The organism is Anaeromyxobacter dehalogenans 2CP-C (assembly GCF_000013385.1).
In the GTDB taxonomy this organism is placed as follows: Bacteria; Myxococcota; Myxococcia; order Myxococcales; family Anaeromyxobacteraceae; genus Anaeromyxobacter; species Anaeromyxobacter dehalogenans_B.
In genome coordinates, this window is sequence record NC_007760.1 from 878667 (window position 1) to 899830 (window position 21164).

The window sequence follows — 21164 nt, forward strand, 5'->3', positions numbered from 1 at the left end:
GGGGAGCCTTGCGGTGCGGGAGCGGCGCGAACCTACCTCGCCCACCCCCGCAGCACCATCGGGCGGGGGCTCGGCCGGTGCAACGCCCGCCGCCCCCGCCGGATTCCCGCCCGAGGTCCGCGCCGGCCTCAGGCCGCCCGGGCGGCCTCCGAGGCCGCCGCCTCGACGCGCCGGACGCGCGCGAGCGCGTCCCAGGTGTACGCCGCCAGCGAGGCCCAGATGCACCCGAAGGCGACGGCGTGGGTGCGGGTGAACGGCTCCCGGAACAGTGCGACGGCCATCAGGAACTGGATCGTCGGCGTGACGTACTGGACGAGCCCCATGGTCGAGAGGCGCAGGCTCCGGACGCCGATCGCGAACCAGACCAGCGGCACCGTGGTGACCGGGCCGGCCGCGACGAGGAGCGCGGTGCGCCAGGCGCCGTGGCCGAAGGCGCCCTCGCCGCCGGCGCCGCGCAGCACGAGGTAGGCGAGCGCCACCGGGGCGAGCAGCGCGGTCTCGGCCAGGAGGCCGCCGATGGGATCGATGCCGGCCCGCTTGCGGAGCAGGCCGTAGAGGCCGAACGAGAGCGCGAGGCTGAGCGGCAGCCAGGGCACCGTCCCGAGCCGCACCACCAGGACCGCCACGCCGGCGCCGGCCAGCGCCACCGCGAACGCCTGCACGCGCGAGAGGCGCTCGCGCAGGAACGCCATCCCGAGCAGCACGTTGACGAGCGGGTTCACGAAGTACCCGAGGCTCGCCTCCAGCACGCGCCCGGCGTTGACCGCCCAGATGTAGATGAGCCAGTTCGCCGCGATGAGCACCGCGGTCACCGCGAGCACGCCGCGCCGGCCGGGCCGGAGCGCGTCGCGGAGCAGGGGGGTCCGCCCGCCCAGGAACACGATCCCGGCGAGCAGGACCACCGACCAGAGCACCCGGTGCGCCAGGATCTCGGGGGCGGGGACGCCGTGCAGCGCCTTGAAGTAGAGGGGGAACGCGCCCCACAGCAGGTAGGCGGCGAGCGCGTAGGCGAGGCCTCGGGACCGGGGTTCCACGGGGCGGCATCCTAAGGCCCTGCGCGGGAAGGCGCACCGGATTCCCCCCTCCGGCCTGTCCGCACGGCGGCCCGGAGGTTAGGATCCCCTGCGGACCTCCAGGAAAGAGGGGACGCGATGCCGAACGCGGACTGGAAGCGGATCTGCTGCCCCATCGACTTCTCCGACGCCTCGCGCGCGGCGATGGAGGTCGCCGCGGACCTGGCCCGGCGGAACGCGGGCTCGCTCACGCTCCTCCACGCCTACCCGGTGCCCGGCTACACGTTCCCCGACGGCTCGGTGGTGGCGAGCCCGAAGATGATGCAGGACCTGGCCGAGCAGGCGAAGCGGCACCTCGACGAGTGGCGCCGCGAGGCCGAGGCGCTGGGCGCGCCCGCCGTGGACACCGCCACGGCGGTGGGCGAGCCGGCCACCGAGATCGTGGGGTGGGCGGCGGACCAGCGCGCCGACGTGCTGGTGCTCGGGACGCACGGGCGCACCGGCCTGGAGCACGCGCTCATGGGCTCGATCGCGGAGCGGGTGGTGCGCCGCGCGCGCTGTCCGGTCGTCACCGTGCACCCGCACGGTCCGGCGAAGTAGGGGAGGGCGGCGGACGGCGCCGCCCGGGGAGACGCATGGCCGACCTCGTCACCGAGTACATGGGGCTCGCGCTGCCGAGCCCGGTCGTGCTCGCCTCGTCCGCCCTGTCGAACCGGGTGGAGAACCTGCAGGCGGCGGAGGCGCACGGCGCCGGCGCGGTGGTGCTCCGCTCGCTGTTCGAGGAGCAGCTCGAGGCGCCCGGCGCGACCATCGCCGCGGCGCTCGACGGCGCGGCCTGGGCGAGCCCCGACGTGCGCGCCCACTTCCCGCCGCAGCGGGTCGGGCCGCACGAGTACCTGTCGCTCGTCGAGCGCGCCAAGCGCGCGCTGGAGATCCCGGTCATCGCCAGCCTGAACGGCTCGGCCGCCGGCGGCTGGACCGAGTTCGCCCGCGACATCGAGCAGGCCGGCGCCGACGCGCTCGAGCTGAACCTCTACGCGGTGGAGGCGGACCCGGCGGTGAGCGCGGCCGAGGTGGAGGCGCGCTACCTGGAGGCGGTCTCGGCCGTGCGCGAGGCGGTGACCATCCCGGTGGCGGTGAAGCTCTCGCCGTACTTCACCGCGCTCGCCCACTTCTGCGCGCGGCTCGACGCGCTCGGCGTGAACGGGATCGTCCTGTTCAACCGCTTCCTGCAGCCCGACCTGTCGCTCGAGCGCATGGCGGCGGTGCCCACCATGTCGCTCTCCACGCCGGCCGAGGCGCTCGTCCCGCTGCGCTGGATCGGGATCCTGCACGGCCGCGTCCGGGCGCACCTCGCCGCCACCACCGGCGTGCACGACGCGCTCGGCGCGGTGAAGCAGATCCTGGCGGGCGCGCAGGTGGTGCAGGTGGCCTCGACGCTGGTCCGGCACGGGGTCCCGCAGCTCGGCAAGATCGTGGCCGGCATCGACGACTGGCTCGACCGCCGCGGCACCGCCACGCTGGACGAGCTCCGGGGCCTGCTCTCGCAGCGCGCGGTGCAGGACCCGGGCGCCTACGAGCGCGCCCAGTACGTGCACCTGATCCTCTCGCAGAACATCTGACCGGCCGCGGCCGGCGGCGCTCGCGCCCGGCCCCGCGTCCGTGGCACCATGCCCGCCACCATGCGCGCCCGCGAGCCCGTCCCCGCGCCCCCGCCGCCGCCCGCGCGCGGCCGCCACGGGCTGGCCGCCAGCTTCGGCTTCGCCTGGACCGGGCTCGCCGAGACCGCCATCCGCGATCGCAACCTCCGCATCCACCTCGCGCTCGGCGTGCTCGCCGCCGCGTTCGCGGCCGCGGCGCCCATCTCGCCCGGCGAGCGGGCGCTGCTGCTCGCGCTGGTGGCGCTCGTGCCCGCGGCGGAGGCGGCCAACTCGGCGCTCGAGGCGGCGGTGGACCTCGCCTCGCCCGGGCGCAGCGAGGGCGCGCGCATCGCGAAGGACGCCGCCGCCGGCGCGGTGCTGGCGCTCGCGGCGGGGAGCGTGCTCGCGTTCCTCGCCATCCTCCCGCCCGCCTGGCCGGCGATCTGGGCCCGGGCGACCGCGCTCGCCCCCGCCGCCGCCGGCGCGCTCGGCGCCGCCGCCGCCGCGGGCCTGCTCCCGGGGCCGCTGCCCGGCGGTCGCGGGCTGCGGGCGATGCTCGCCGCGGGCGGCCTCGCCGGCCTCGTGCCGCTCGCGCGCGCGGCCGAGGGCCAGGCCGGCACCGCCGCCGCGGCGCTGCTCCTCGCGCTCGCCGCGGACGCCGCCCGCCGCCGCGGCGACCGCTGAGGCGGCGCGCGACGCGCGCCGTTCGACGGAGCTCGGGGCGAGCGGAGGAGCGGATCAGCTCGGGTCCGGCTCCTCGCGGTCGGGCCCCGGATCCCCGCGCTCCGGCAGGCGCCGATCGTCGGGCGCGGGCGGGATCTGCGCCAGCGACCGCGCCTGCGCCTCCGGCTCGTCGTCGCCGTGCACCCGCTCGGCCTCGCGGTCGTCCTGCTCCTGCGTCCACGTGGTGGGCGCCGACGACAGCCCCTCGAGCGGCCGCTCGCCGTGCGTGTTCTCGGTCTCGAGGTCCTTCAGCTCCTGCTCGCGCCGCAGGCGCAGCTCGCGCTCGCGCTGGCGCGCGTCGGGATCCGCCATGGTGCCCTCCGCACCGACGGTGCTCACCGGCGAGCCTCCCCGCAGCGCGCCGGCGGCCGTGGGCCCGCCCGCGCGCCCCCGCGCCCTCGGCCGCGGGCGCGCGCGGCCCGCCATTGACGTACCGTGAACGGCGCGATGCGCCGCACAGCCCCCACAGGGTCTATGAATCGGGCGCCGCCGTGGCTACCACTCCCCCACCGCAACGAGCGACGGCCCGAGCGCCGGTGTTCCCGGCGGGCACGCCGCGTGCCCGCCCGGAAGTCGCGGCTCCGCCCGAGCACGGATCGATCACCCTCACCCGAAGAAGGAGCAATGACATGGCCCAGCTGAAGGGAAGCAAGACCGAGCAGAACCTCAAGGACGCGTTCGCGGGTGAGTCGCAGGCCAACCGCCGCTACCTGTACTTCGCGAAGATCGCCGACGTGGAGGGCTACCCGGAGGTCGCCGCGAACTTCCGCGACACCGCCGAGGGCGAGACCGGCCACGCGCACGGCCACATGGACTTCCTGAAGCCGGTCGGCGATCCCGCCACCGGCCTCCCGATCGGCGACAGCGTGGCGAACCTCAAGGCCGCCATCGCCGGCGAGACCCACGAGTACACCGACATGTACCCGGGCATGGCGAAGACGGCGCGCGAGGAGGGCTTCGCGGAGGTCGCCGACTGGTTCGAGACGCTGGCGAAGGCGGAGAAGTCGCACGCCGGCCGCTTCGACAAGATGCTGAAGACGATCGCCTAGGCGGCGTCCGGGTCCGCCGGCCCCGCCGGCGATCCTGCTGCGACGACCCGATGCGCCCCCATTGGGGAGTGCATCGGGTCGTTTCGTCCCCACCGATCCCGCGGGAGACTCCGCCCCATGAGCACCCCGACGCAGGGAAAGACCGTCTCCTTCAAGCCCACCCCGGGCCTCTCCTACGATCCCACCGACGAGCGGTACTGGGACCGCGCCGCGCTCGACGGCGAGGTGCTGCGGGCGTTCGAGATCTGCAACGGCTGCCGCATGTGCTTCAAGTACTGCGACAGCTTCCCGAAGCTGTTCTCCTTCGTGGACGACCGGCACGACGGCGACGTCACCCGGGTCACCGAGGCCGAGACCCGCGAGGTGATGGACGCCTGCTTCCAGTGCAAGCTGTGCGAGGTGCAGTGCCCGTACACCCCGCGTGACGGGCACGAGTTCCAGCTCGACTTCCCGAAGCTGGTCCACCGCTACCGCGGCGTGCACCGCCGCGGGAAGGCGCCCACGCTGCGCCAGCGCGTGCTGAACGACCCGGACGCCGCCGGCAGGCTGGCGCGCCTCTCGCTCGGGATGGCGAACGTGGCGAACCGCGCCCGCCCGCTCCGCGTGCTCATGGAGAAGGTGGTCGGCGTGCACCGCGACAAGCTCCTGCCGGAGTTCGCCGCCGAGCCGTTCGACGCCTGGGCGGAGAAGCACGGGCACGTGCAGGCCGAGCCGGGCGGCGAGGCGGTGCTGTTCCAGACCTGCTTCGTGCAGCACAACGAGCCGGAGCTGGGGAAGGACGCGCTCTACGTGCTGAAGCGCAACGGCGTGGACGTGCGGGTCGTGAAGGGCCTCCTGTGCTGCGGGATGCCGGCCTGGGAGACGGGCGACCTGGAGTCGCTCCGCCGCTGGGCGCACCGCGACCTCGAGCTGCTCCTGCCGTACGTGGAGCGGGGCGCGAAGGTGCTGGTCGTGAACCCCACCTGCTCGATGATGATGCGCCGCGAGTGGCCGCACCTGCTCGAGGGCGAGGACCGGGCCCGCGCCGAGAAGCTCGCGCCGGCGGTGATGGACGTCTCGGAGTTCCTCTGGTCGATCCGCAACGAGCCGCGCTTCGACGCGAGCTTCGCGTCGGCGCCGCCCGGCGGCAAGGTCGCGTACCACGCGCCCTGCCACCTGCGCGCGCAGGGGATCGGCTTCAAGGGGCGCGACCTGCTGCGGAAGATCCCGGGCGTCACGGTCGCGTCCACGGTGATGGAGTGCTGCGGGCACGACGGCACCTTCGCCATGACGGTGGAGGGCTTCGAGCCGTCGCAGCGGGTGGGCAGGAAGGCGTTCGACGGGATGAAGGCGGCCGAGGCCGAGGTGTGGGCCACCGACTGCCCGCTCGCGGCCGTGCAGTTCCAGCAGCACGCGGGCAAGAAGCCGCTGCACCCGATCACCCTGCTGGCGCGGGCGTACCGCGGCGAGGGGTTCGGGCCGGGGCGCGACGGAGGCGAGCGATGAGGCGCGAGGGAGGCGAGCGATGAGGAAGGTCCGGCGCGAGGAGATCCTCGACCCGTCCACCTACGAGCGGTCGCGCGAGGAGGTCCGCGCCGCGGTGCTGCAGGCGAAGGCCCGGCGCCGCGTGCACGTGGGCGGCGTGCTCACGTTCCTGTTCGAGAACACGGCCACCATCCGCTACCAGATCCAGGAGATGGTGCGCGCGGAGCGGATCACGCGCGACGAGGACGTCCGGCACGAGCTCGACACCTACAACGAGCTGCTGGGCGGGCCCGGCGAGCTGGGCGTGTCGCTGCTCATCGAGATCGCCGAGCCGGAGGAGCGCGACCGGCGGCTGCGCGAGTGGCTGCAGCTCCCGGAGCACCTCTACCTGCTGCTCCCCTCCGGCGAGAAGGTGCGCGCCGCCTACGACCCGCGGCAGGTCGGCACCGACCGGCTCTCCTCCGTCCAGTACCTGAAGTTCGACGTGCGGGGCGAGGCGCCGGTCGCGATCGGGTGCGACCTGCCGGCCTTCACCGTGGAGACCCGCCTCGACGAGGCGCAGCGCGAGGCGCTCGCGGCCGACCTGAAGGCCGGCGGCTAGGCGGGGCTCACCGACCGTGCGTGGCCGCGGGCCGCACCCTCGCGGCTGTCCCCCCGTCGTGCGAGTTCCACCTACCCTGTGGGCGACGCACCATGGCTGGGTTCGCGCCGGATCGCCGGCGTAGGGGGCGCGAACGGGGGGAGCCGATGCGCACGCACCATCCGTCGTCGCGGGCATTCCGGCGGGCCGCGCCCGAGGGGCCGCGCTGGCTGCCCGGGAGCGTCCCGGTGCCCCGGCTGCGGCCGGCCCTCGAGGCCGGTCGCGCCCCCGCCGCGTTGCCGAGGGGCCATGGGGCCGTTACGAGGATCCGGAGCGGCGCGCTCCGCGTCGCCCGGAGGACTCCGATGCCCCGCGCTCCCCGCATCGCCCGCGCCCAGGCCGTCGCGCTCGCCCGCACCGAGGCGCTCGACCACCGCTGGACCGGGTGGCTCACGGCCGCCGTCGCCGTGGCGCTCCTGGCGGCGGGGCTCCTCGGCCTGTAGCCGCCCCGGGCGTCTCGCCCGGTCAGCGCAGGTCGCGCAGGGTCCGCGCGGCGACCTGGCGCCGGAGCACCAGGAACAGCTCCGCGGTGGCGACCGCGTCGGTCAGCGCGTCGTGCTGGCCGTAGTCGGGCAGCCCGCGCTGCCGCCGCGCCGCGAGCAGGTTCAGGTCCGGCTCCATCGACGGCGCGTCCGGGTTCACGAACCGCTGCCGCTTCGCGGCCTTGATGAGCAGCGCCACCGTGTCCACCACCGGCGGCTCCGGCCAGCGGCGGCCGCACCGGCGGTAGGCGCGCTTCAGGAACGCCACGTCGAGCGACGCCTGGTGCACGAGCAGCGCACCCTCCCGCGCCCGCAGGTCCACGTCCGCCAGCACCGAGTCGAGCGACGGGGCCGTGGCCACGTCGTGCGGGACGAGCTGGTGCGCGCGGATCGAGCCCGGGTCGATGGCGGCGGCCGCCGCCTCCGGCCGGATCAGGGTCGAGAACGACTCCCCCAGACGGACGCTGCCCTGGCGCACGGGGACCATGCCCACGGCCAGGATCGCGTCCCGGCGGGGGTCCAGACCGCCGGTTTCCAGGTCGAGGGCCCAGTAGACGACGCTGTCCCACGAAGGGGAGGGCCAGAACACGCGGTCGTTTCCTAGCATGAGGCGCTATCGGGTGGCAGCATGTAGGCGCTTGCACGACGTCACCTACCACACCCTAGTTTCGCACACCTTCCTGGCCGCCCCGGGCCGGGACATCGCGCCGGGGTCCCGCCGATGAGCGCCGTCGCCTGGCAGTACGGTCCCGAGGGCGTCGAGGCAGAGCTCCACGGTCTCGTCCCGCCGGAGGTGGACCCCACCCCCGCCGCGCCCATCCCGTTCGACCTGCACACCGTCGAGACGCGCCCGCGCCTGCCGCGGCCGCTCGACCTGGACGAGATCCGCCGCGTGCTCGACGACGGGCGCTTCTGGACCGAGTACCAGGCCATCGTGCACTGCCGCACCGGCCGCACCGTCGCCTTCGAGGCGCTGGCCCGCTTCCGCCACCGCAGCGGCCGGCCCATCCCGCCCGACCGCGTGTTCCCGCTGCTGCGCGACGAGCCGGCGCTGCTGCTCCGCGCCGAGCTGACGCTGAAGCTGCACCAGGTCGAGCACGCGCCCCGGGCGCCGGTGTTCGTGAACCTCGACCCCGACTCGTGGACCCGCGCCGGCGATCGCCACCAGAACCCGTTCCTGGCGCTGTTCGGCTCGGCGCAGAACAAGGTGGTGGTGGAGGTGACGGAGGCGCTGGCCCGCACCGAGGCGCTCGCGGCGCGCGACATGCTCGCGTCGCTCCGCTCGCGCCACGTCACCGTGGCGCTCGACGACGTCGGCGCGGTGGACGGCCTGCTCTCCTTCGAGGCCATGACCGAGGCGGAGGTGCTGAAGTTCGACCGCTCGCTCATCCCGCGCTTCCAGAACCCGCGCTACCGCGCGCTGGTGCAGGCGCTCACGCGCATGGCGCGCGAGGTCGGCGCGCACACCGTGCTCGAGGGCGTCGAGACCACCGCCGAGTTCGTGCTGGCGCGCGACCTCGGGTTCGACCTCGTGCAGGGCTTCCTGTTCAAGGACCGCGCGCGGGTGGCGGGGCGGTAGCGCGGCGTCTCAGAACAAATCCGTCCGGTAGTGGTAGGACGCCCGCTCCTGCCAGACCTCGATGGCGCGGAACGCGTCGCGGAGCCGGCTCCGCTCGATCGAGGACAGGTCGGACATCGAGACCACGTTCGACGGGATCTTCCCGTCCGAGATGGTCCGGAGCTGCTCGCGCAGGCGCAGGCGCAGGATGTAGCGGTACGCCTCGGAGAGCGTGTCGCAGGTGTCCTGCTCGATCAGCCCGGCCTTCACCGCGGCGGCGAGGCGCTCCAGCGTGTTCGAGGAGCGCGCGCCCGCCTCGAGGCCGTAGACGCGCGCCAGGAACACGATCGGGCTCACGCCCTTCAGCTTCAGGTCGAACTTCGACGACTCGCTGCGCAGCCGCAGCATCAGCCCGCCCGGCGCGTGGAAGGTGAGCGCGCTCTTCGCCATCGCGGCGAGGAACGTGCGCGCGTGCTTCGCCCGGCGCACGATGGCGTCGAGCGGCTCGGGGTCGAGCGAGCCCTGCGCCACCCGGAAGTCGAAGAAGATGGACGCCTCCAGCAGCGCCTGCGGCGTGGGCCGGTCGAGCCAGGCGCGGAAGCGCTCCTCCCACTCGGCCAGCGAGCCCTGCCAGCGCGTCGCCATGTAGCCGCCGGGGCAGCTCGGGAACCCGGCCGCCACCAGGTCCGCGTTGGCCTTCTCCGCCATGGCCGCGAAGTAGGCCCGCGCCTCGGGCGTGTCGTCGCGCCAGGCGAGCGCGTTGTCCTGGTCGGTGAGGATCATCTGCTCCTTGCGCCCCTCGGAGCCGAACACCAGCCAGCCGTACGGGCAGGGCGGCGGCCCGAGGTCGTCCTCGGCCCAGCGCAGGATCCGGCCGGCCAGCGTCTCGTTCAGCCGCGCCACGAACCCGCCGATCACCGTCGGCTCGAGCCCGCCCGCGAACAGCGCCGAGACCATCTCGCTCACCTTGGTCCCGTAGCCGGGCAGGGCGTCGCGGCCGCCCAGCCGCTCCAGCCGCTTCATCACCGCCACCGGCCCGGACGCGGTGCACTTCAGCAGGTCGGTCGCGGTGAGGACGCCCGCGATCTCGCCGCCGTTGCGGGTGATGGGCAGGTGGTGCACGCCCGAGTCGAGCAGGATGCGCCACGCTTCGTACACCGGCACGTCGCCGCCCACGGTCCGCAAGGGCGCGGTGTACACGTCCAGCACCGGCGTCTCCGGCCCGCGCCCCTGCGCCAGCACCCGCGCGCGGAAGTCACGGTCGGTGACGATCCCGGGCGGCTCCGAGTCCACGATGAGCGAGCCGACCCCGCGCTCCGCCATCACGCGCGCCGCCTCGCCGACCGTCGCGGCCGGCGCGATCCGCACCGCCGGCCCGCGCAGCAGCGTCGCGACCGGCACCGCCAGGTCCGGCTGGAAGCTCGCCACCTGCGAGCGCTCCAGGCTGTTCCGGAGCCGCTCCGCCAGCCCGGACGCGAAGTGCCCGGCGAACGGCCCGTAGGCGAGGAGCGCCTGGAACTCCTGGCGCGGCAGCCGGTAGGCGAGCAGGTCCTCCTCGACGGTCACGTCCAGCGTCGCCTTGCCGGAGATGAGCGAGGTGAAGCCGAACACCTCGCCCTCCTCGAGCAGCTGCAGCGTCTGGCCCTCGCGCTCGAGCCGCACCGCGCCCTTGCGGATGACGTAGAGGTGCTCGGAGGGCGTGCCGCCGCGCTCCAGGACGCGCGTGCCGGTCGGGAAGAACACGATCTCGAGCGCGCGGGCGGCGTCGCGGAACGCGTCCGCCGGGAGCGCGTCGAACGGCGGGGTCCCGCGGACGAACGCGACCGGGTCGAGGGCGGCCATCCGGCGAGGATAGCAGAGCGGCGCGCGGGCCCTCGCGCGCCGTGCGGCGCTGCGGCTTCCGGGGGGGAGCGGCGCCGGGTGCGGCTCGAGCTACCCGTCCTCGAGCAGCGCCGCCGCGGCGGCCAGCGCCTCCCGGTCCTCGCCGCCGCCCCGCGCCACCACCTCCGCCGCGCGCGGCGGCTCGTAGGGCGCGCCGCCGCCCGGCAGCTCCGGGGCGCCGCCCGCGCGCGCCCGCGCCCAGAGCCCCTTGGGATCCCGCGCCGCGCAGGCCTCCGGCGACGCGTCGATCCAGACCTCCACGAACCTCGGGGCCCGGATCCGGACGCGGTCGCGGAACACGCGCCGCCCGGCGGTCGCGGCCACCACCACCACCAGCCCCTCGCCGGCGAGCAGCAGCGCCAGGTTCCCGAGCGTCTCGTAGAACGCCGCGCGCGCGGCCGGATCGTAGCCCGGCGCCGGCGAGAGGGCGGCGCGCACCGCGTCACCGTCGAGCAGCACCGCCGGCCGGTCCGCCGCGCGCACGCGCGCCACCAGCGCCCGGCCGAAGGTGCTCTTGCCGGAGGAGGGGAGCCCGGTCACCCACACCACCGCGCCGCTCATGCGCCCTCCGCCGCGAACAGCGCGTCCGCCTCGCCCGGCTCGAGCCGCCCGGCGTCGAGCGTCCGCTCCGCCAGCCCGAGGAGCCGGTCGCGCGCCGGCGCCGGCAGGTGCGGGTAGAAGCGCGGGCAGGCGAGCACCAGCGCGCGCCAGGCGAGGTACGCCGGCGCGGTCTCCAGCACCGCGCGGTCGCCGCTGCCGGCGAGGTAGCGCTCCCAGGCGCGCCGCCACAGGTCGCGCAGCCCGCCCGCCCAGGCGCCGGGGTGGCCCAGCGCGAAGAACGGGTAGTTCACCGTGAGCGCGACCACGTCGTCGGCCGGGTCGCCGGCGCCGCCGCGCGAGGCGTCGAGCAGCGTGAAGCCGGTGCCGTCCTCGCCCGGGCCGGGCGGCCGGAACACCACGTTGAACGGGTGGAAGTCCCCGTGCGTCCGCGCCAGCCGGCCGGCCCGCGCGCGGAGCGCCCAGCGCGCCGCCAGGCACCGCTCCTCGAGGGCCCGGAGCCGCGCCGGCGGGGCCGCCGGGACGTCCGGCGGGTACGCGTCCACCAGGCCGAAGATCCCCTCGCCGTGGCCGAGCAGGTCGCGCACCGCGCGCCGCCAGGCCACCGGGTCCTCGAGCTTCTCCGCGTGCAGGCGCACGAGGTAGTCCACCAGCGCGTCCGCCCGGGCCCGGTCGAGCGGCCCGGCGCCCTGCGCGGCCACGCGCCGGAGATCGTCCGCGTAGAGCGTGCCGTCGGCCCAGCCGGTGGCGAGCCAGAACTCGCCCGCCCCGCCCAGCGACACCAGGCGCCCGTCGGCGGCGACCGCGCCGACGTCGAGCGCGCGCACGTGGCGCGGGAAGCGGCCGAACAGGTCGTACGCGAGCAGCGCGCCCTCGGCGCGGTCGGCCCGCCGGTCGTGGCCGAACTCGTTGGGCGCCTGCGTGCGGAACACGAAGCGCCGCTCCTCGCCGCCGGGCAGCCGCACCGTCACGCGCAGCGGCCGGCCGTAGCCGACCGCCTTGTCGCCGCCGGCGTCCGGGCCGAGCGGCTCGATGCTCGCGACCGCGCCGCCCGGGAACAGCGCGGCGGCGAGCGCGCCCAGCGCCTCCGCGCGCGGGATGGTCGGGGCCATGGGCCACCTCCGCCCCGAGGATAGGCCCGCGCGGGCGGCCCGGCGCCGCCGCCCGCCGGGTCGCGGCGGGGTGCCGCGGAGGGTGGGCTTTCGCGTGGACCGCCGGCCGTCCGGGAGGTAAAGCTGCGCCGATGCCCCTCGCGATCATCCCCTGGTTCGAGCTCCCCAGCGCCTCGCTCGGCCCGTTCACCCTCCAGTCCTTCGGCGTGCTCTCCGCGCTCGGGATCCTCGCCGCCGTGCAGCTGTCCGCGCGCGGCGCGAAGCAGCTCGGCAAGGACCCGCAGGTCATCCTCGACTTCGCGGTGGTGGGGGTGCTGGCCGGCGTGGTGGTGGGGCACCTCGCGCACCTGTTCTTCTACCACCCGGAGGAGCTGCAGGACCCGCTGCGCATCTTCAAGTTCTGGGAGGGCCTCTCGTCGATGGGCGGCCTCGCCGGCGGCATGATCGCCGCGGCGGTCTACTTCCGGCGCAAGCGCGTCCGCTTCACCGCCTACGCCGACGCGTTCGCGCTGGGCGTGGCGCCGGGCTGGGGCATCGCGCGGGTGGGCTGCTTCACGGTGCACGATCACCCGGGCCGGCTCACCGACTTCTTCCTGGCGGTCCGGTTCCCGGACGGCCCCCGCCACGACCTCGGGCTCTACGAGGCCATCCTGCTGCTGTCGCTCGGGGCGGTGCTGTGGGCGCTGCACCGCCGCGACGTCCTGCGCGGCCGCCTGCTGCCCCTGCTCGCGCTCGTGTACGGGATCGGGCGGTTCCTGCTCGACTTCCTGCGCGCCACCGACGTGTCCTACGCCGACGCGCGCCACCTCGGCCTCACGTTCGCGCAGTACTTCGCGGTGGCGCTCGTCGCCTACGCGGTGTGGGGCTTCGCGCGGCGCCCGTCCGACGAGGAGCGGGTCCGGGTCTCCACCGGCGTCGGCCGCCGGTGATAGAACCGGGGGCGCATGTCCCCTCGCGAGCGAGCGCTCGGGCTCGCCCGGCTCCCCGCCCCGCCGCCCGGACCGGCCGACCTGGCCGAGGCCCGGCTGCGGGCGCTGCTCGACGAGATCGGCGCGCTGGATCGCGAGCTGGAGGCGTGCTCGGCCGAGCTGGCGGCGTTCGCGCACCGGTGGGAGCGCGCGCTCGGCGACGCGTTCGCGGAGCTGGCCGCGGCGGAGCGGCTGGTGCGGACGCTCCAGGCGCTGGAGGACGGGCTCGCCGCGCTCGCCGAGCGGCTCCGCTCGGGCGCGCCGCCGGAGCGCGCGCGCCGCGATCGCCGGGCGCCCGCGCCCCCGCCGGCGGAGCCCTGGGACGCGGGCGGGCGCGCGCCGGCCGGCGCAGGCGACGACGGCGAGGTCGAGCCGCTCGAGGACGAGGCCGCCGCGCTGAAGCGGCTGTACCGCCGGCTGGCGCGGCTCCTCCACCCCGATCTCGCGCGCGACGCGGGCGAGGAGGCGCGGCGCTCGGACCTCATGGCCCGGGTGAACGCGGCCTACGCGCGCGGCGACCTCGCCGGCCTGCAGGTGCTCGCCGAGCGGCTCGGCGCGGGCGAGGCGGTGGACGGGATCGACGAGGCCGAGCGGCTCGCCCGGATCGAGCGCAGGGTCGAGACGCTCCGGCGCATCGCCGCGTCGCTGGCGCGCGAGCGCGACCGGCTGCGCGCCAGCGACACCGAGCGGCTCCGCGCCGAGGCGGAGCGGCGCCGCGCGGCCGGCGGCGACCTGGTGGACGAGACGCGCGCCGAGCTGGCCGCGGACGCGGAGGCGGCGCGCGCCGACGCGCGGGCGCGCCTGCCGCGGGCGGCGGCGGCCGCGGCGGAGCTGTCGCGCGCGAGGAGGAAGGCCATGGACGGCATCGAGCGGCGGGGGCCCACCGGCGCGCGCCGCGCGTTCGACGCGCTGGGCGAGAGCGCGCTGGTGCGGCAGGGCGCGGCGCGGCTGGAGCGGCGGAGCGCGAGCCCCGAGGCGCGGGCGCTGGCGCGGGCGCTGGAGGACGCGGCGCGGGCGGCGCCGTGGGAGGTGGCCCTCACCTGCCTCGCGTTCTTCGCCGAGGAGGGCGGCCGGCGCGTGCCCGAGGCGATCGCGACGGCCGAGGCGCTCGAGGCGCGCTGGGACGCGCTGCGCGCCGGCTGGCCCGGGGCGCCGGACCTGGCGCGGATGCTCGCGCGGCTCCCGGCCCACCTCGTGGTCGGCGCGCGCGAGGGCGGGGGCGAGATCCACGCCGGCGTGCAGCTCGCCGCCGCCGACCTCGCCGCGGGCGTCCGCATCGCGCTCGACCGGCCGGCGGTGGCGAACGTGGCGCGGGCGGTGCTCGCCGCGCTCGGGCCGGAGGAGGCCTGCCCGCGCTGCCGCGCGCGCGGGCCGGCGCGGCACCTGTACCGGACCCGCGGCCTGGACGCGCTGCACGGGATCGCCTGCGCCGCGTGCGGCGCGGTGCTGCGGAGCTACTGGCGCTACGGCGAGGTGGACGGGCTCGAGGCGCTCGCGCCGCACGCGCTCCGGCTCGGCCTGGTGGCGGAGGTCACCGCCGCGCTCGCCGGCACCGCCATCGGCTTCCAGCTCCTGCCCGACGAGGCGGAGGCGCTCACCGCCGGGCGGCTGCGGGGCCGCTTCGCCGAGCTGTACCTGGCGCCGTGCGAGGTGGACCTCGCGCCGGAGGCGGTCGAGGTGCGGGGCGAGGACGGGCCGCTCGGCAAGGGCGCGCGGGTGCGCGCGCGCGGGCCGCTCCGCCTGGCGGTCGCCGACGGGGCGGGCATGACCGCGGAGGAGCTGCTCGAGCTGCTGCGCTCGCGGATCGAGCGCCGCTTCCGGCCCTGAGTCCCCGGCCCCGAGCCAGACGACGGCGCGGGCGAGCCCGGGGCCGCCGCTGCCCCCAACGCCGCAGGGCGGTCGGGCGGGCGCGGCCGGCAATTGCCCGACCGGGGGGGCCGGCGTCCACGGCGGCGCCACCGGGCATTGCTTACATCGGAGGTAGCGGGTGCGACCGCCCGCCGCGGAGGCTCCGATGAAGACCTGCTCGCTGTGCGCCTCGACCCTCGACGCCGGCGCGAGCGCGTGCCCGAACTGCGGGATCGCCGCGCCGCGGGTGCGGCGGCCGTCCCGGCTCGCCCGCACCGCGCGGGCGAGCGTGGTCGCGTTCGCCGGGCTGGCGGTGCTCGGGGCCCTCGCGCTGCCGGTGCTGGGGCGGGTGCGCGGCGGCGACTGCGAGCCGCACAGCTGGGCCGACTGGCACGTCGCCATGGCGCGCGCCTGCCTCACGCCCGCCTACGTCTGCGAGAACATGACCTCCGCGAAGATGCTCGAGGACCCGCAGCTCGCGGCCGAGCTGCGCCACGCGCTCCGCGGCGGGCGCGGCGGGGCGTTCGCGCACCTCGACGCGCTGGTGGCGCACGTGCGCGAGGCGTACGGCTGCGCCTCGGCGGACGCGTCCCGCCCGGCGCCGGCGCTGGAGCCGCCGGACCGCCGCCTCCCGCCGGGCCACCCGCCGGTTCCGGCGACGCCGGCGCCGCCGGTCTTCCAGGCGCCGCCCTCGCTCACCATCTAGCCCGCGCGCGGGCACAGGCGGGGGCGGGGCGGGCCGGGTGCTGCCGCGCCGGCCGCCGGGGGTGCTACAACGACCGGTGTGGGGGATCCCGTGAACGGTCGCAGCATCCTGCTCGTCGAGGACGACGACGCGATCCGCGAGAGCGTGGCCGAGTGCCTCGACGCCGAGGGCTACACGGTCGCGATGGTGGAGAACGGCGTCGCCGGCCTCGAGTGGCTGCACCGGTCCGCGCCGCCGGACCTGGTGGTGCTCGACCTCGTGATGCCGGTGATGAACGGCGCGCAGTTCCTGGAGACCCTCCGCGCCGACCCGGCGCTGCGGGACCTGCCGGTGGTGCTCATGACGGCCGCGCTGCCGTCGGAGCAGCTCCCGGTGCCGGTGGCGGACGGGTACCTCACGAAGCCGTTCGAGCTGGATCAGCTCCTCGAGACCGTGGCCCGCCACGCGCGGCGCCCGTGACCGGCTCATCCGGGCGGATCCTTGTCGCGGCCGCGGGGCCGGGGTAGACCGGCCCGGTGAACGTCCTCGTCACCGGCGGTACGGGCCTGGTGGGCGGCGCGGTGGCGCGCGCCCTGCTCGCGCGCGGGCACTCGGTGCGGCTGTACGCGCGGGCCAGCAGCGACGCGGCCGCGCTGGAGGCGGCCGGCGCGGAGGTGGCCCGCGGCGAGCTGGACGACCGGGCGGCGCTGCGCGCGGCGCTGGCGGGCCGCGACGCGCTGGTCCACTCGGCGGGCGTGGTGGGCTTCGGGCCCGGGCTGGAGGCGGCGCTCGAGGCCGTCAACGTGCGCGCGGTCGAGTCGGTGCTGGGCGCGGCGCTGGAGGCGGGCGTGGCGCGCGCCGTGCTCACCTCGTCCACCGCGGTGATGGGCGGCACGCCCGCGCCGGAGGTGGCCGACGAGGCCACCGCCGGCAACGCCGAGGCGCTGGGGATGCCCTACTTCGTCTCGAAGCTCCGCGGCGAGCGGGCGGCGCGGGCGCTCGCGGCGCGCGGCCTGCCGCTGGTGGTGGTGCGCCCGGCCTACGTGCTCGGGCCGGGCGACGTCCACGGCTCCTCCGCCTCGGTCCTGCTCGCGTTCGCGCGGCGCCGGATCCCCGCCTATGTGGAGGGCGGCGCCTCCTTCTGCGACGTGCGCGACGTGGCGGACGGGCACGTGGCCGCCCTGGAGCGCGGGCGCGCCGGCGAGGCCTACCTGCTCGCGGGCCACAACCTCGCCATGTCGGAGATGATCCGCCGCGCCTGCGCCCTCGCCGGCGTCCCGCCCCCGCGGCGCGTCCCGGTGCCGCTGGCGCTCGCGTTCGCCGCGGCGCAGGAGCTCGCGGCGCGCGCCGCCGGCCGTCGCCCGCGGACGAGCCGCGGCCTGGTCCGCGCCAGCGCGCTGTACACGTTCGCGTCCTCGGCGAAGGCGGAGCGCGAGCTGGGCTACCGCGTCCGCCCGTTCGAGGAGATGGTCCGCGACACCTACCGCTGGGCCCTCGCCACCGCGCGGTTGCGGCCGGACACGCCCGAGCTGCGGGCGCTGGCGGGGTAGCGCGGCGCCCGCGGCGCCTGGCTGCGCTCGCGTCGCCGTCGGGCCGTCAGGCCTCGGGCCCGGCCGCCCCGTCGCCCTGGCCGGCGCCCGCGCTCGCCTCGCCGGGCGGCGGCGGCACGAGCCGCACCCGCCGCACCACGCGCGGCGTGGCCTCCACCACCTCGGCCTCGGTGCCGTCGGCGAGCCGCAGGCGCGCGCCGCGCTCCGGCATCGCGCCGGCCACCGCGATGACCAGCCCGGCGACGGTGGTGTAGCCCTCGCCCTCGGGCAGGTCGAGGTGGAGCGCGCGGTTCACCTCGCGGATGGGCGCGTCGCCGCGCACCACCGCGGCGCCGCCGGGCTCGACCTCGTAGAGCGGCTGCGGCTCCTCGGCCTCGCCGAGGATGTCGCCGACCAGCTCCTCCACCAGGTCCTCCAGCGTGAGGATCCCGGCCATGCCGCCGTGCTCGTCCACCACCACCGCGATCTGCGAGCGCCGGCGCTGCATGTCGCGCAGCACGTGCACCGCCTTGGCGCCCTCCGGCACGAAGTGCACCGGCCGCACCAGGTCGGCGAGCACGATGAGCTCGCGCTCCCAGGCGATGGCGGCGAGGTCCTTCGCCATCACGTAGCCGATCACGTCGTCGAGCGTGCCGTCGTAGACCGGCATGCGCGCCCGGCCCTCCTCGAGCAGCAGCCGCTTCAGGTCCTCCTGGCCCGCGTCGGCGGGGAGCGCCTTCACCCGGCTGCGCGGGACCATCACGTCGCCGGCCGTGAGGTCGCGGAAGGCGAGCGCGCGCGAGGCGATCTCCGCGGTGGGCGCGTCGAGCGCGCCGGCGCGGCCGGCCTCGTCCACGAGCTGCTCCAGCTCCTCGGCGGACAGGCGCGCCTCGGCGAACGTGGTCCGGTCGCCGAACGGGCGCAGCAGCAGGTTCGACGACGCGGTCAGCAGCCAGACGACGGGGCGCACCAGGTGCGAGAGGCCGAGCAGCGGCCGGCCGACGAGCAGCGCGTAGCGCTCGGGCGCGCGGAGCGCGAGCGACTTGGGCACCAGCTCGCCGAGGACCAGCGACAGGAAGGAGACGAGCGCGACCACGAGCGCCAGCGAGAGCTGGTGCGCGTAGGGCGCGAGCGGCGGGATCCGCTCGAGCACCGGGGCGAGCCGGCCGGCGATCGACGCGCCGCCGAACGCCGCGGCGCTCGCGCCGATGACGGTGATGCCGACCTGCACCGTGGCGAGGAAGCGCTCGGGTGCGTCGCGGAGCCGCAGCACCGCGCCCGCGGCGGCGCGGCCCTGCTCCACGAGCTGGGCGAGCCGCGTCTTGCGCATCGCGATGACCGCGATCTCCGCGCCGGCGAAGACGCCGTTCGCGACGACCAGGGCCAGGACGATCAGGATCTCGACGGCTGTGTCGTACAGGTGGCGTTCCCTCCCCGGGGTGGCCGCGCCGGGGCCCCCGCCGCTCGACTCGGCGACCGCGCCCGCGCGCGGCCGCGCAGGCGGTCGCCCTCCGCCCGGGCGGGGACTCCCCGCCAGCGGAGAAGAGGTTTACCTGAAACGCTCCCGCAGCGCCGCAGCCCCGTGTGCCCGTGTTCCGGGAGGGACCCATGTTCGTCGATGCGCAGGCGCTCCCCGCGCCGGATCCGCGGGGCTTCCCGTCATGGGGCGGCCCCGCCGACCGGCTCCGGTTCCTGCTCGCGTACGCCGTGCTCGCGCCCTCGCGGCACAACACGCAGCCGTGGTGGTTCGAGGTGCGCGGCGACGAGGTCGGCCTCCACGCCGACGGCGCGCGCGCGCTGCCGGAGGTGGACCCGGACGGCCGCGAGCTGGTGATGGCCTGCGGCGCGGCCCTCGCGAACCTGCGCCTCGCCGCGGCGCACTTCGGCCACGCGACCTCGGCCGAGATCATCGGCACGCACCGGCGCGACGGGCTGGTGGCGCGCGTGCGGCTCGAGGAGCAGCGCGCGCTCTCGCCCGAGGACGAGGAGCTGTTCCAGGCCATCCCGCGCCGCCGCACCAACCGGCTGCCGCTCGACGGCCGCGAGCCGCCGGAGGGCCTGGTCACGCGGCTGCTGCGCGAGGCGCGCGCGGAGGGCGCCTGGCTGCGCCCGGTGGAGTCGCACCAGCGCCGCGCCGTGGCCGAGCTGGTCGCGGAGGGCGATCGCCGGCAGTGGGCGAACCCGCGCTTCCGCGCCGAGCTGGCCGGCTGGATCCACCCGAGCGGCAGCGGCCGCCGCGACGGGATGCCGGCCTACGCGGTGGGCATGAGCGACGCCGCGGCGCGCCTGCAGCCGCTGGTGGCCCGGCTCTCCAACCCGGCCCGCGCCGAGGCCGAGCGCGACCGCCGCCGCACGCTCGCCTCCAAGGCCCTGCTCGTCCTCTCCACCGCGCGCGACGGCCTGGCCGAGTGGATGGTCGCCGGGATCGCGCTCCAGCGCATCCTGCTGCGCGCCACGGCGGCCGGCCTGACCGTGGCCTACTTCAACCAGCCGATCGAGCAGGAGGGGCTGCGCGGGCCGCTCCGCGAGGCGGTGGGCGATCCGGGCATGCCGCAGCTCCTGCTGCGGCTGGGGTACGGTCCGGAGGTGCGGGCGACGCCGCGCCGGACGGTGGACGAGGTGCTGCGCCGCCTCGACGCCGTGCCGCTCCGCCCCGCGCCGCTCGTGCTCCGTCGCGCTCCGCCGGCGTCACCTGTGGTGCAATCCGCCGCGGTCGCGCCAGGCGCGCCGGCATAGGTCGGCGGCGGGCGGGCCGCGCGGGTGCGTCCGCCGCTCCCCCTCCTCCCGTCCAGGGAGCGGGAGGAGGGGGCCTCTCTCTCTCTCTCAGGGGCGCCGCAGCCGGTGGAGCCGCGTCACCTCGGCGGCGCGCGCCGCGTGCAGCGGGTCGGCGCGGTCGCGCGCGCGCGGGTGCGAGGGGCGCGCCTCGCGGACGTCCGCCACCTCCAGCCCCGCCGCGCCCGCCAGCCGCGCCACCTCGCCCGGCGGCCGGAGCCCGAGCCGCTCGGCCAGGTCGGAGAGGACGATCCACGCCTCGCCGCCCGGGGCGAGGTGCGCGGGCAGCCCCCGCAGCAGCCGCTCGAGGAACGCGCCGCCCGGATCGTAGACCGCCCGCTCGAGCGGGCCGTGCGCCGGGGCCGGGATCCACGGTGGGTTGCACACGATCACGTCCGCCACGCCCTCCGGGAACAGGTCCGCCTCCACCACCTCGACCTGCCCGGCCAGGCCGAGCCGGGCCGCGTTCTCGCGGGCGCAGGCCACGGCGCGCGGCTCGAGGTCGGTCGCGATCACCCGGGCGCCCGCCCGCGCCAGCACCAGCGCGAGCACCCCGGTGCCGGTCCCGACGTCGAACGCCCGCTTGCCGTGGAGCGGCCGCTCCGCGGCCGCGGCGGCGACCAGGTCCACGTACTCGCCCCGGATGGGCGCGTACACCCCGTGAAACGGGTGCACCCGCGCCCCGAGCGCGGGGACCTCGACGCCGCGCCGCCGCCACTCGTGCGCGGCGACCACCCCGAGCAGCTCGCGGAGCGGCAGCAGCGCGGGCCCGTCCGGCGGCGGCCCGAGGGCCTCGGCGCAGGCCGCCGCCACCTCCGGCGCGCGCCGCAGGCCGACCCGCCACCCGGGCTCGACCGGCACGAGCAGCCGGGCCAGCACCTCGTGCTCGAGCCGCATCCGCCCGCGCTCCGCGCGGAACGCGGCCGCCAGGCCTGCGCCCTTCGGCGCAGGGTGCTCCAGGCGCCGCCCCATGGCCGCGAGGAGCTGGCGGGCGTTGTGGTAGTCGCCGGCGTAGACCAGGCCCTCGCCCCGCCGGGCCCGGGCCAGGGCCTCGCCGGCGCGCGTCGCGTCGCCGGCGGGGCCGAGCCGGGCGGGCGGGGGCGCCGAGCCGGAGGCCCAGCGCGCCCTGTGCTCCCCGGTGGCATCTCGCCACACCAGCTCCGCGGGCGGCGCCGCGGCGGTCGGATCGGTGCGCGTCATCGGATCGCGTGCGGTTGAGCGGCCAGGCGGGGGGTGTCTGGA

Annotated in this window: 22 protein-coding genes; 14 read left to right on the forward strand and 8 right to left on the reverse strand. The window is 77.1% G+C overall.

The genetic code is table 11. The features are described from left to right. Positions 1–128: 128 nt before the first annotated feature. Positions 129–1034 carry an EamA family transporter RarD gene (rarD, locus tag ADEH_RS03900; protein WP_011419818.1) on the reverse strand — a complete coding sequence of 302 codons (906 nt, stop codon included), beginning with the start codon at positions 1032–1034 and terminating at the stop codon, positions 129–131. 117 nt (positions 1035–1151) lie between these two features. Here rarD and ADEH_RS03905 point away from each other — a divergent pair, with 117 nt between their 5' ends. The 3 genes from ADEH_RS03905 to ADEH_RS03915 are packed head-to-tail and all read left to right on the forward strand — an operon-like array spanning position 1152 to position 3337. After that, positions 1152–1613, forward strand: a complete 462-nt coding sequence (locus ADEH_RS03905) for a universal stress protein (RefSeq protein WP_011419819.1) — start codon at positions 1152–1154, stop codon at positions 1611–1613. Positions 1614–1648: 35 nt separating this feature from the next. Continuing rightward, the gene (locus ADEH_RS03910; protein WP_011419820.1) at positions 1649–2635 is read left to right on the forward strand and encodes a dihydroorotate dehydrogenase-like protein; all 987 of its coding nucleotides are present in this window, start codon (positions 1649–1651) and stop codon (positions 2633–2635) included. Positions 2636–2683: 48 nt separating this feature from the next. Then, complete coding sequence (locus tag ADEH_RS03915; protein WP_011419821.1) at positions 2684–3337, forward strand: diacylglycerol kinase; 654 nt, start codon at positions 2684–2686, stop codon at positions 3335–3337. Positions 3338–3391: 54 nt separating this feature from the next. Here ADEH_RS03915 and ADEH_RS03920 read toward each other — a convergent pair whose 3' ends face one another. Continuing rightward, positions 3392–3715 (reverse strand): hypothetical protein, encoded by a 324-nt coding sequence (locus ADEH_RS03920; protein WP_011419822.1) that lies wholly within the window; start codon positions 3713–3715, stop codon positions 3392–3394. A 290-nt stretch (positions 3716–4005) separates the two neighbouring features. On the opposite strand from ADEH_RS03920, the gene ADEH_RS03925 reads away from it, so the two are divergent. The 4 genes from ADEH_RS03925 (at position 4006) to ADEH_RS23260 (ending at position 6972) form a co-directional block, all read left to right on the forward strand. Next, positions 4006–4425: a rubrerythrin family protein gene (locus tag ADEH_RS03925; RefSeq protein WP_011419823.1), complete on the forward strand. Its 420-nt coding sequence runs from the start codon at positions 4006–4008 to the stop codon at positions 4423–4425. Positions 4426–4542: 117 nt separating this feature from the next. Beyond that, positions 4543–5910, forward strand: a complete 1368-nt coding sequence (locus ADEH_RS03930) for a heterodisulfide reductase-related iron-sulfur binding cluster (RefSeq protein ID WP_011419824.1) — start codon at positions 4543–4545, stop codon at positions 5908–5910. Positions 5911–5929: 19 nt separating this feature from the next. Continuing rightward, positions 5930–6490 carry a DUF3501 family protein gene (locus tag ADEH_RS03935; RefSeq protein WP_011419825.1) on the forward strand — a complete coding sequence of 187 codons (561 nt, stop codon included), beginning with the start codon at positions 5930–5932 and terminating at the stop codon, positions 6488–6490. Between the two features lie 344 nt (positions 6491–6834). Then, a complete protein-coding gene (locus tag ADEH_RS23260) occupies positions 6835–6972 on the forward strand; it encodes a hypothetical protein (protein ID WP_012632187.1) in 138 nt (45 codons plus the stop codon). Positions 6973–6994: 22 nt separating this feature from the next. Here the strand turns inward: ADEH_RS23260 and ADEH_RS03940 are convergent, their stop codons facing one another. Then, positions 6995–7618, reverse strand: coding sequence for a 3'-5' exonuclease (locus tag ADEH_RS03940; protein ID WP_011419826.1), 624 nt, complete (start codon positions 7616–7618; stop codon positions 6995–6997). A gap of 114 nt (positions 7619–7732) precedes the next feature. Here ADEH_RS03940 and ADEH_RS03945 point away from each other — a divergent pair, with 114 nt between their 5' ends. After that, a complete protein-coding gene (locus ADEH_RS03945) occupies positions 7733–8590 on the forward strand; it encodes an EAL domain-containing protein (RefSeq protein ID WP_041453308.1) in 858 nt (285 codons plus the stop codon). 9 nt (positions 8591–8599) lie between these two features. On the opposite strand, the gene ADEH_RS03950 is transcribed toward ADEH_RS03945, so the two are convergent. The 3 genes from ADEH_RS03950 to ADEH_RS03960 form a co-directional block, all read right to left on the reverse strand. Continuing rightward, positions 8600–10411, reverse strand: a complete 1812-nt coding sequence (locus ADEH_RS03950; RefSeq protein WP_011419828.1) for a DUF294 nucleotidyltransferase-like domain-containing protein — start codon at positions 10409–10411, stop codon at positions 8600–8602. A gap of 90 nt (positions 10412–10501) precedes the next feature. Beyond that, entirely contained in the window at positions 10502–11011 is a 510-nt protein-coding gene (locus ADEH_RS03955) for an adenylyl-sulfate kinase (protein ID WP_011419829.1), read from the reverse strand. Then, positions 11008–12120 (reverse strand): phosphotransferase, encoded by a 1113-nt coding sequence (locus ADEH_RS03960; protein WP_011419830.1) that lies wholly within the window; start codon positions 12118–12120, stop codon positions 11008–11010. The genes ADEH_RS03955 and ADEH_RS03960 overlap by 4 nt, the downstream gene beginning before the upstream one ends. A 131-nt stretch (positions 12121–12251) precedes the next feature. Here ADEH_RS03960 and ADEH_RS03965 point away from each other — a divergent pair, with 131 nt between their 5' ends. The 5 genes from ADEH_RS03965 to ADEH_RS03985 all read left to right on the forward strand — a co-directional run bounded on the left by ADEH_RS03965 (position 12252) and on the right by ADEH_RS03985 (position 17171). Beyond that, positions 12252–13049 carry a prolipoprotein diacylglyceryl transferase gene (locus ADEH_RS03965; RefSeq protein ID WP_011419831.1) on the forward strand — a complete coding sequence of 266 codons (798 nt, stop codon included), beginning with the start codon at positions 12252–12254 and terminating at the stop codon, positions 13047–13049. A 15-nt stretch (positions 13050–13064) separates the two neighbouring features. Then, the gene (locus ADEH_RS03970; RefSeq protein ID WP_011419832.1) at positions 13065–14915 is read left to right on the forward strand and encodes a molecular chaperone DnaJ; all 1851 of its coding nucleotides are present in this window, start codon (positions 13065–13067) and stop codon (positions 14913–14915) included. 187 nt (positions 14916–15102) lie between these two features. Beyond that, positions 15103–15642 carry a hypothetical protein gene (locus ADEH_RS03975; RefSeq protein ID WP_011419833.1) on the forward strand — a complete coding sequence of 180 codons (540 nt, stop codon included), beginning with the start codon at positions 15103–15105 and terminating at the stop codon, positions 15640–15642. Between the two features lie 90 nt (positions 15643–15732). After that, entirely contained in the window at positions 15733–16101 is a 369-nt protein-coding gene (locus ADEH_RS03980) for a response regulator (RefSeq protein WP_011419834.1), read from the forward strand. Positions 16102–16157: 56 nt separating this feature from the next. Continuing rightward, complete coding sequence (locus ADEH_RS03985) at positions 16158–17171, forward strand: NAD-dependent epimerase/dehydratase family protein (protein ID WP_011419835.1); 1014 nt, start codon at positions 16158–16160, stop codon at positions 17169–17171. Positions 17172–17217: 46 nt separating this feature from the next. Here ADEH_RS03985 and ADEH_RS03990 read toward each other — a convergent pair whose 3' ends face one another. After that, on the reverse strand, positions 17218–18537 hold the full coding sequence (locus ADEH_RS03990) for a hemolysin family protein (RefSeq protein WP_041453309.1): 1320 nt from the start codon (positions 18535–18537) through the stop codon (positions 17218–17220). A 221-nt stretch (positions 18538–18758) separates the two neighbouring features. Between ADEH_RS03990 and ADEH_RS03995 the strand changes: the two genes are divergently transcribed. Continuing rightward, complete coding sequence (locus ADEH_RS03995) at positions 18759–19886, forward strand: Acg family FMN-binding oxidoreductase (protein WP_011419837.1); 1128 nt, start codon at positions 18759–18761, stop codon at positions 19884–19886. An 87-nt stretch (positions 19887–19973) separates the two neighbouring features. Here the strand turns inward: ADEH_RS03995 and ADEH_RS04000 are convergent, their stop codons facing one another. Beyond that, a complete protein-coding gene (locus ADEH_RS04000; RefSeq protein WP_011419838.1) occupies positions 19974–21122 on the reverse strand; it encodes a N5-glutamine methyltransferase family protein in 1149 nt (382 codons plus the stop codon). Positions 21123–21164 lie beyond the last annotated feature (42 nt).

Coding starts and splice junctions, on each gene's coding strand:
- ADEH_RS03965 (WP_011419831.1), top strand. CDS start 12,252: ATGCCCCTCGCGATCATCCCCTGGTTCGAGCTCCCCAGCGCCTCGCTC.
- ADEH_RS03925 (WP_011419823.1), top strand. CDS start 4,006: ATGGCCCAGCTGAAGGGAAGCAAGACCGAGCAGAACCTCAAGGACGCG.
- ADEH_RS03940 (WP_011419826.1), bottom strand. CDS start 7,618: ATGCTAGGAAACGACCGCGTGTTCTGGCCCTCCCCTTCGTGGGACAGC.
- ADEH_RS04000 (WP_011419838.1), bottom strand. CDS start 21,122: ATGACGCGCACCGATCCGACCGCCGCGGCGCCGCCCGCGGAGCTGGTG.
- ADEH_RS03950 (WP_011419828.1), bottom strand. CDS start 10,411: ATGGCCGCCCTCGACCCGGTCGCGTTCGTCCGCGGGACCCCGCCGTTC.
- ADEH_RS03975 (WP_011419833.1), top strand. CDS start 15,103: ATGAAGACCTGCTCGCTGTGCGCCTCGACCCTCGACGCCGGCGCGAGC.
- ADEH_RS03910 (WP_011419820.1), top strand. CDS start 1,649: ATGGCCGACCTCGTCACCGAGTACATGGGGCTCGCGCTGCCGAGCCCG.
- ADEH_RS03960 (WP_011419830.1), bottom strand. CDS start 12,120: ATGGCCCCGACCATCCCGCGCGCGGAGGCGCTGGGCGCGCTCGCCGCC.
- ADEH_RS03970 (WP_011419832.1), top strand. CDS start 13,065: ATGTCCCCTCGCGAGCGAGCGCTCGGGCTCGCCCGGCTCCCCGCCCCG.
- ADEH_RS03945 (WP_041453308.1), top strand. CDS start 7,733: ATGAGCGCCGTCGCCTGGCAGTACGGTCCCGAGGGCGTCGAGGCAGAG.
- ADEH_RS03930 (WP_011419824.1), top strand. CDS start 4,543: ATGAGCACCCCGACGCAGGGAAAGACCGTCTCCTTCAAGCCCACCCCG.
- ADEH_RS03905 (WP_011419819.1), top strand. CDS start 1,152: ATGCCGAACGCGGACTGGAAGCGGATCTGCTGCCCCATCGACTTCTCC.
- ADEH_RS03935 (WP_011419825.1), top strand. CDS start 5,930: ATGAGGAAGGTCCGGCGCGAGGAGATCCTCGACCCGTCCACCTACGAG.
- ADEH_RS03955 (WP_011419829.1), bottom strand. CDS start 11,011: ATGAGCGGCGCGGTGGTGTGGGTGACCGGGCTCCCCTCCTCCGGCAAG.
- ADEH_RS03915 (WP_011419821.1), top strand. CDS start 2,684: ATGCCCGCCACCATGCGCGCCCGCGAGCCCGTCCCCGCGCCCCCGCCG.
- ADEH_RS03995 (WP_011419837.1), top strand. CDS start 18,759: ATGTTCGTCGATGCGCAGGCGCTCCCCGCGCCGGATCCGCGGGGCTTC.
- ADEH_RS23260 (WP_012632187.1), top strand. CDS start 6,835: ATGCCCCGCGCTCCCCGCATCGCCCGCGCCCAGGCCGTCGCGCTCGCC.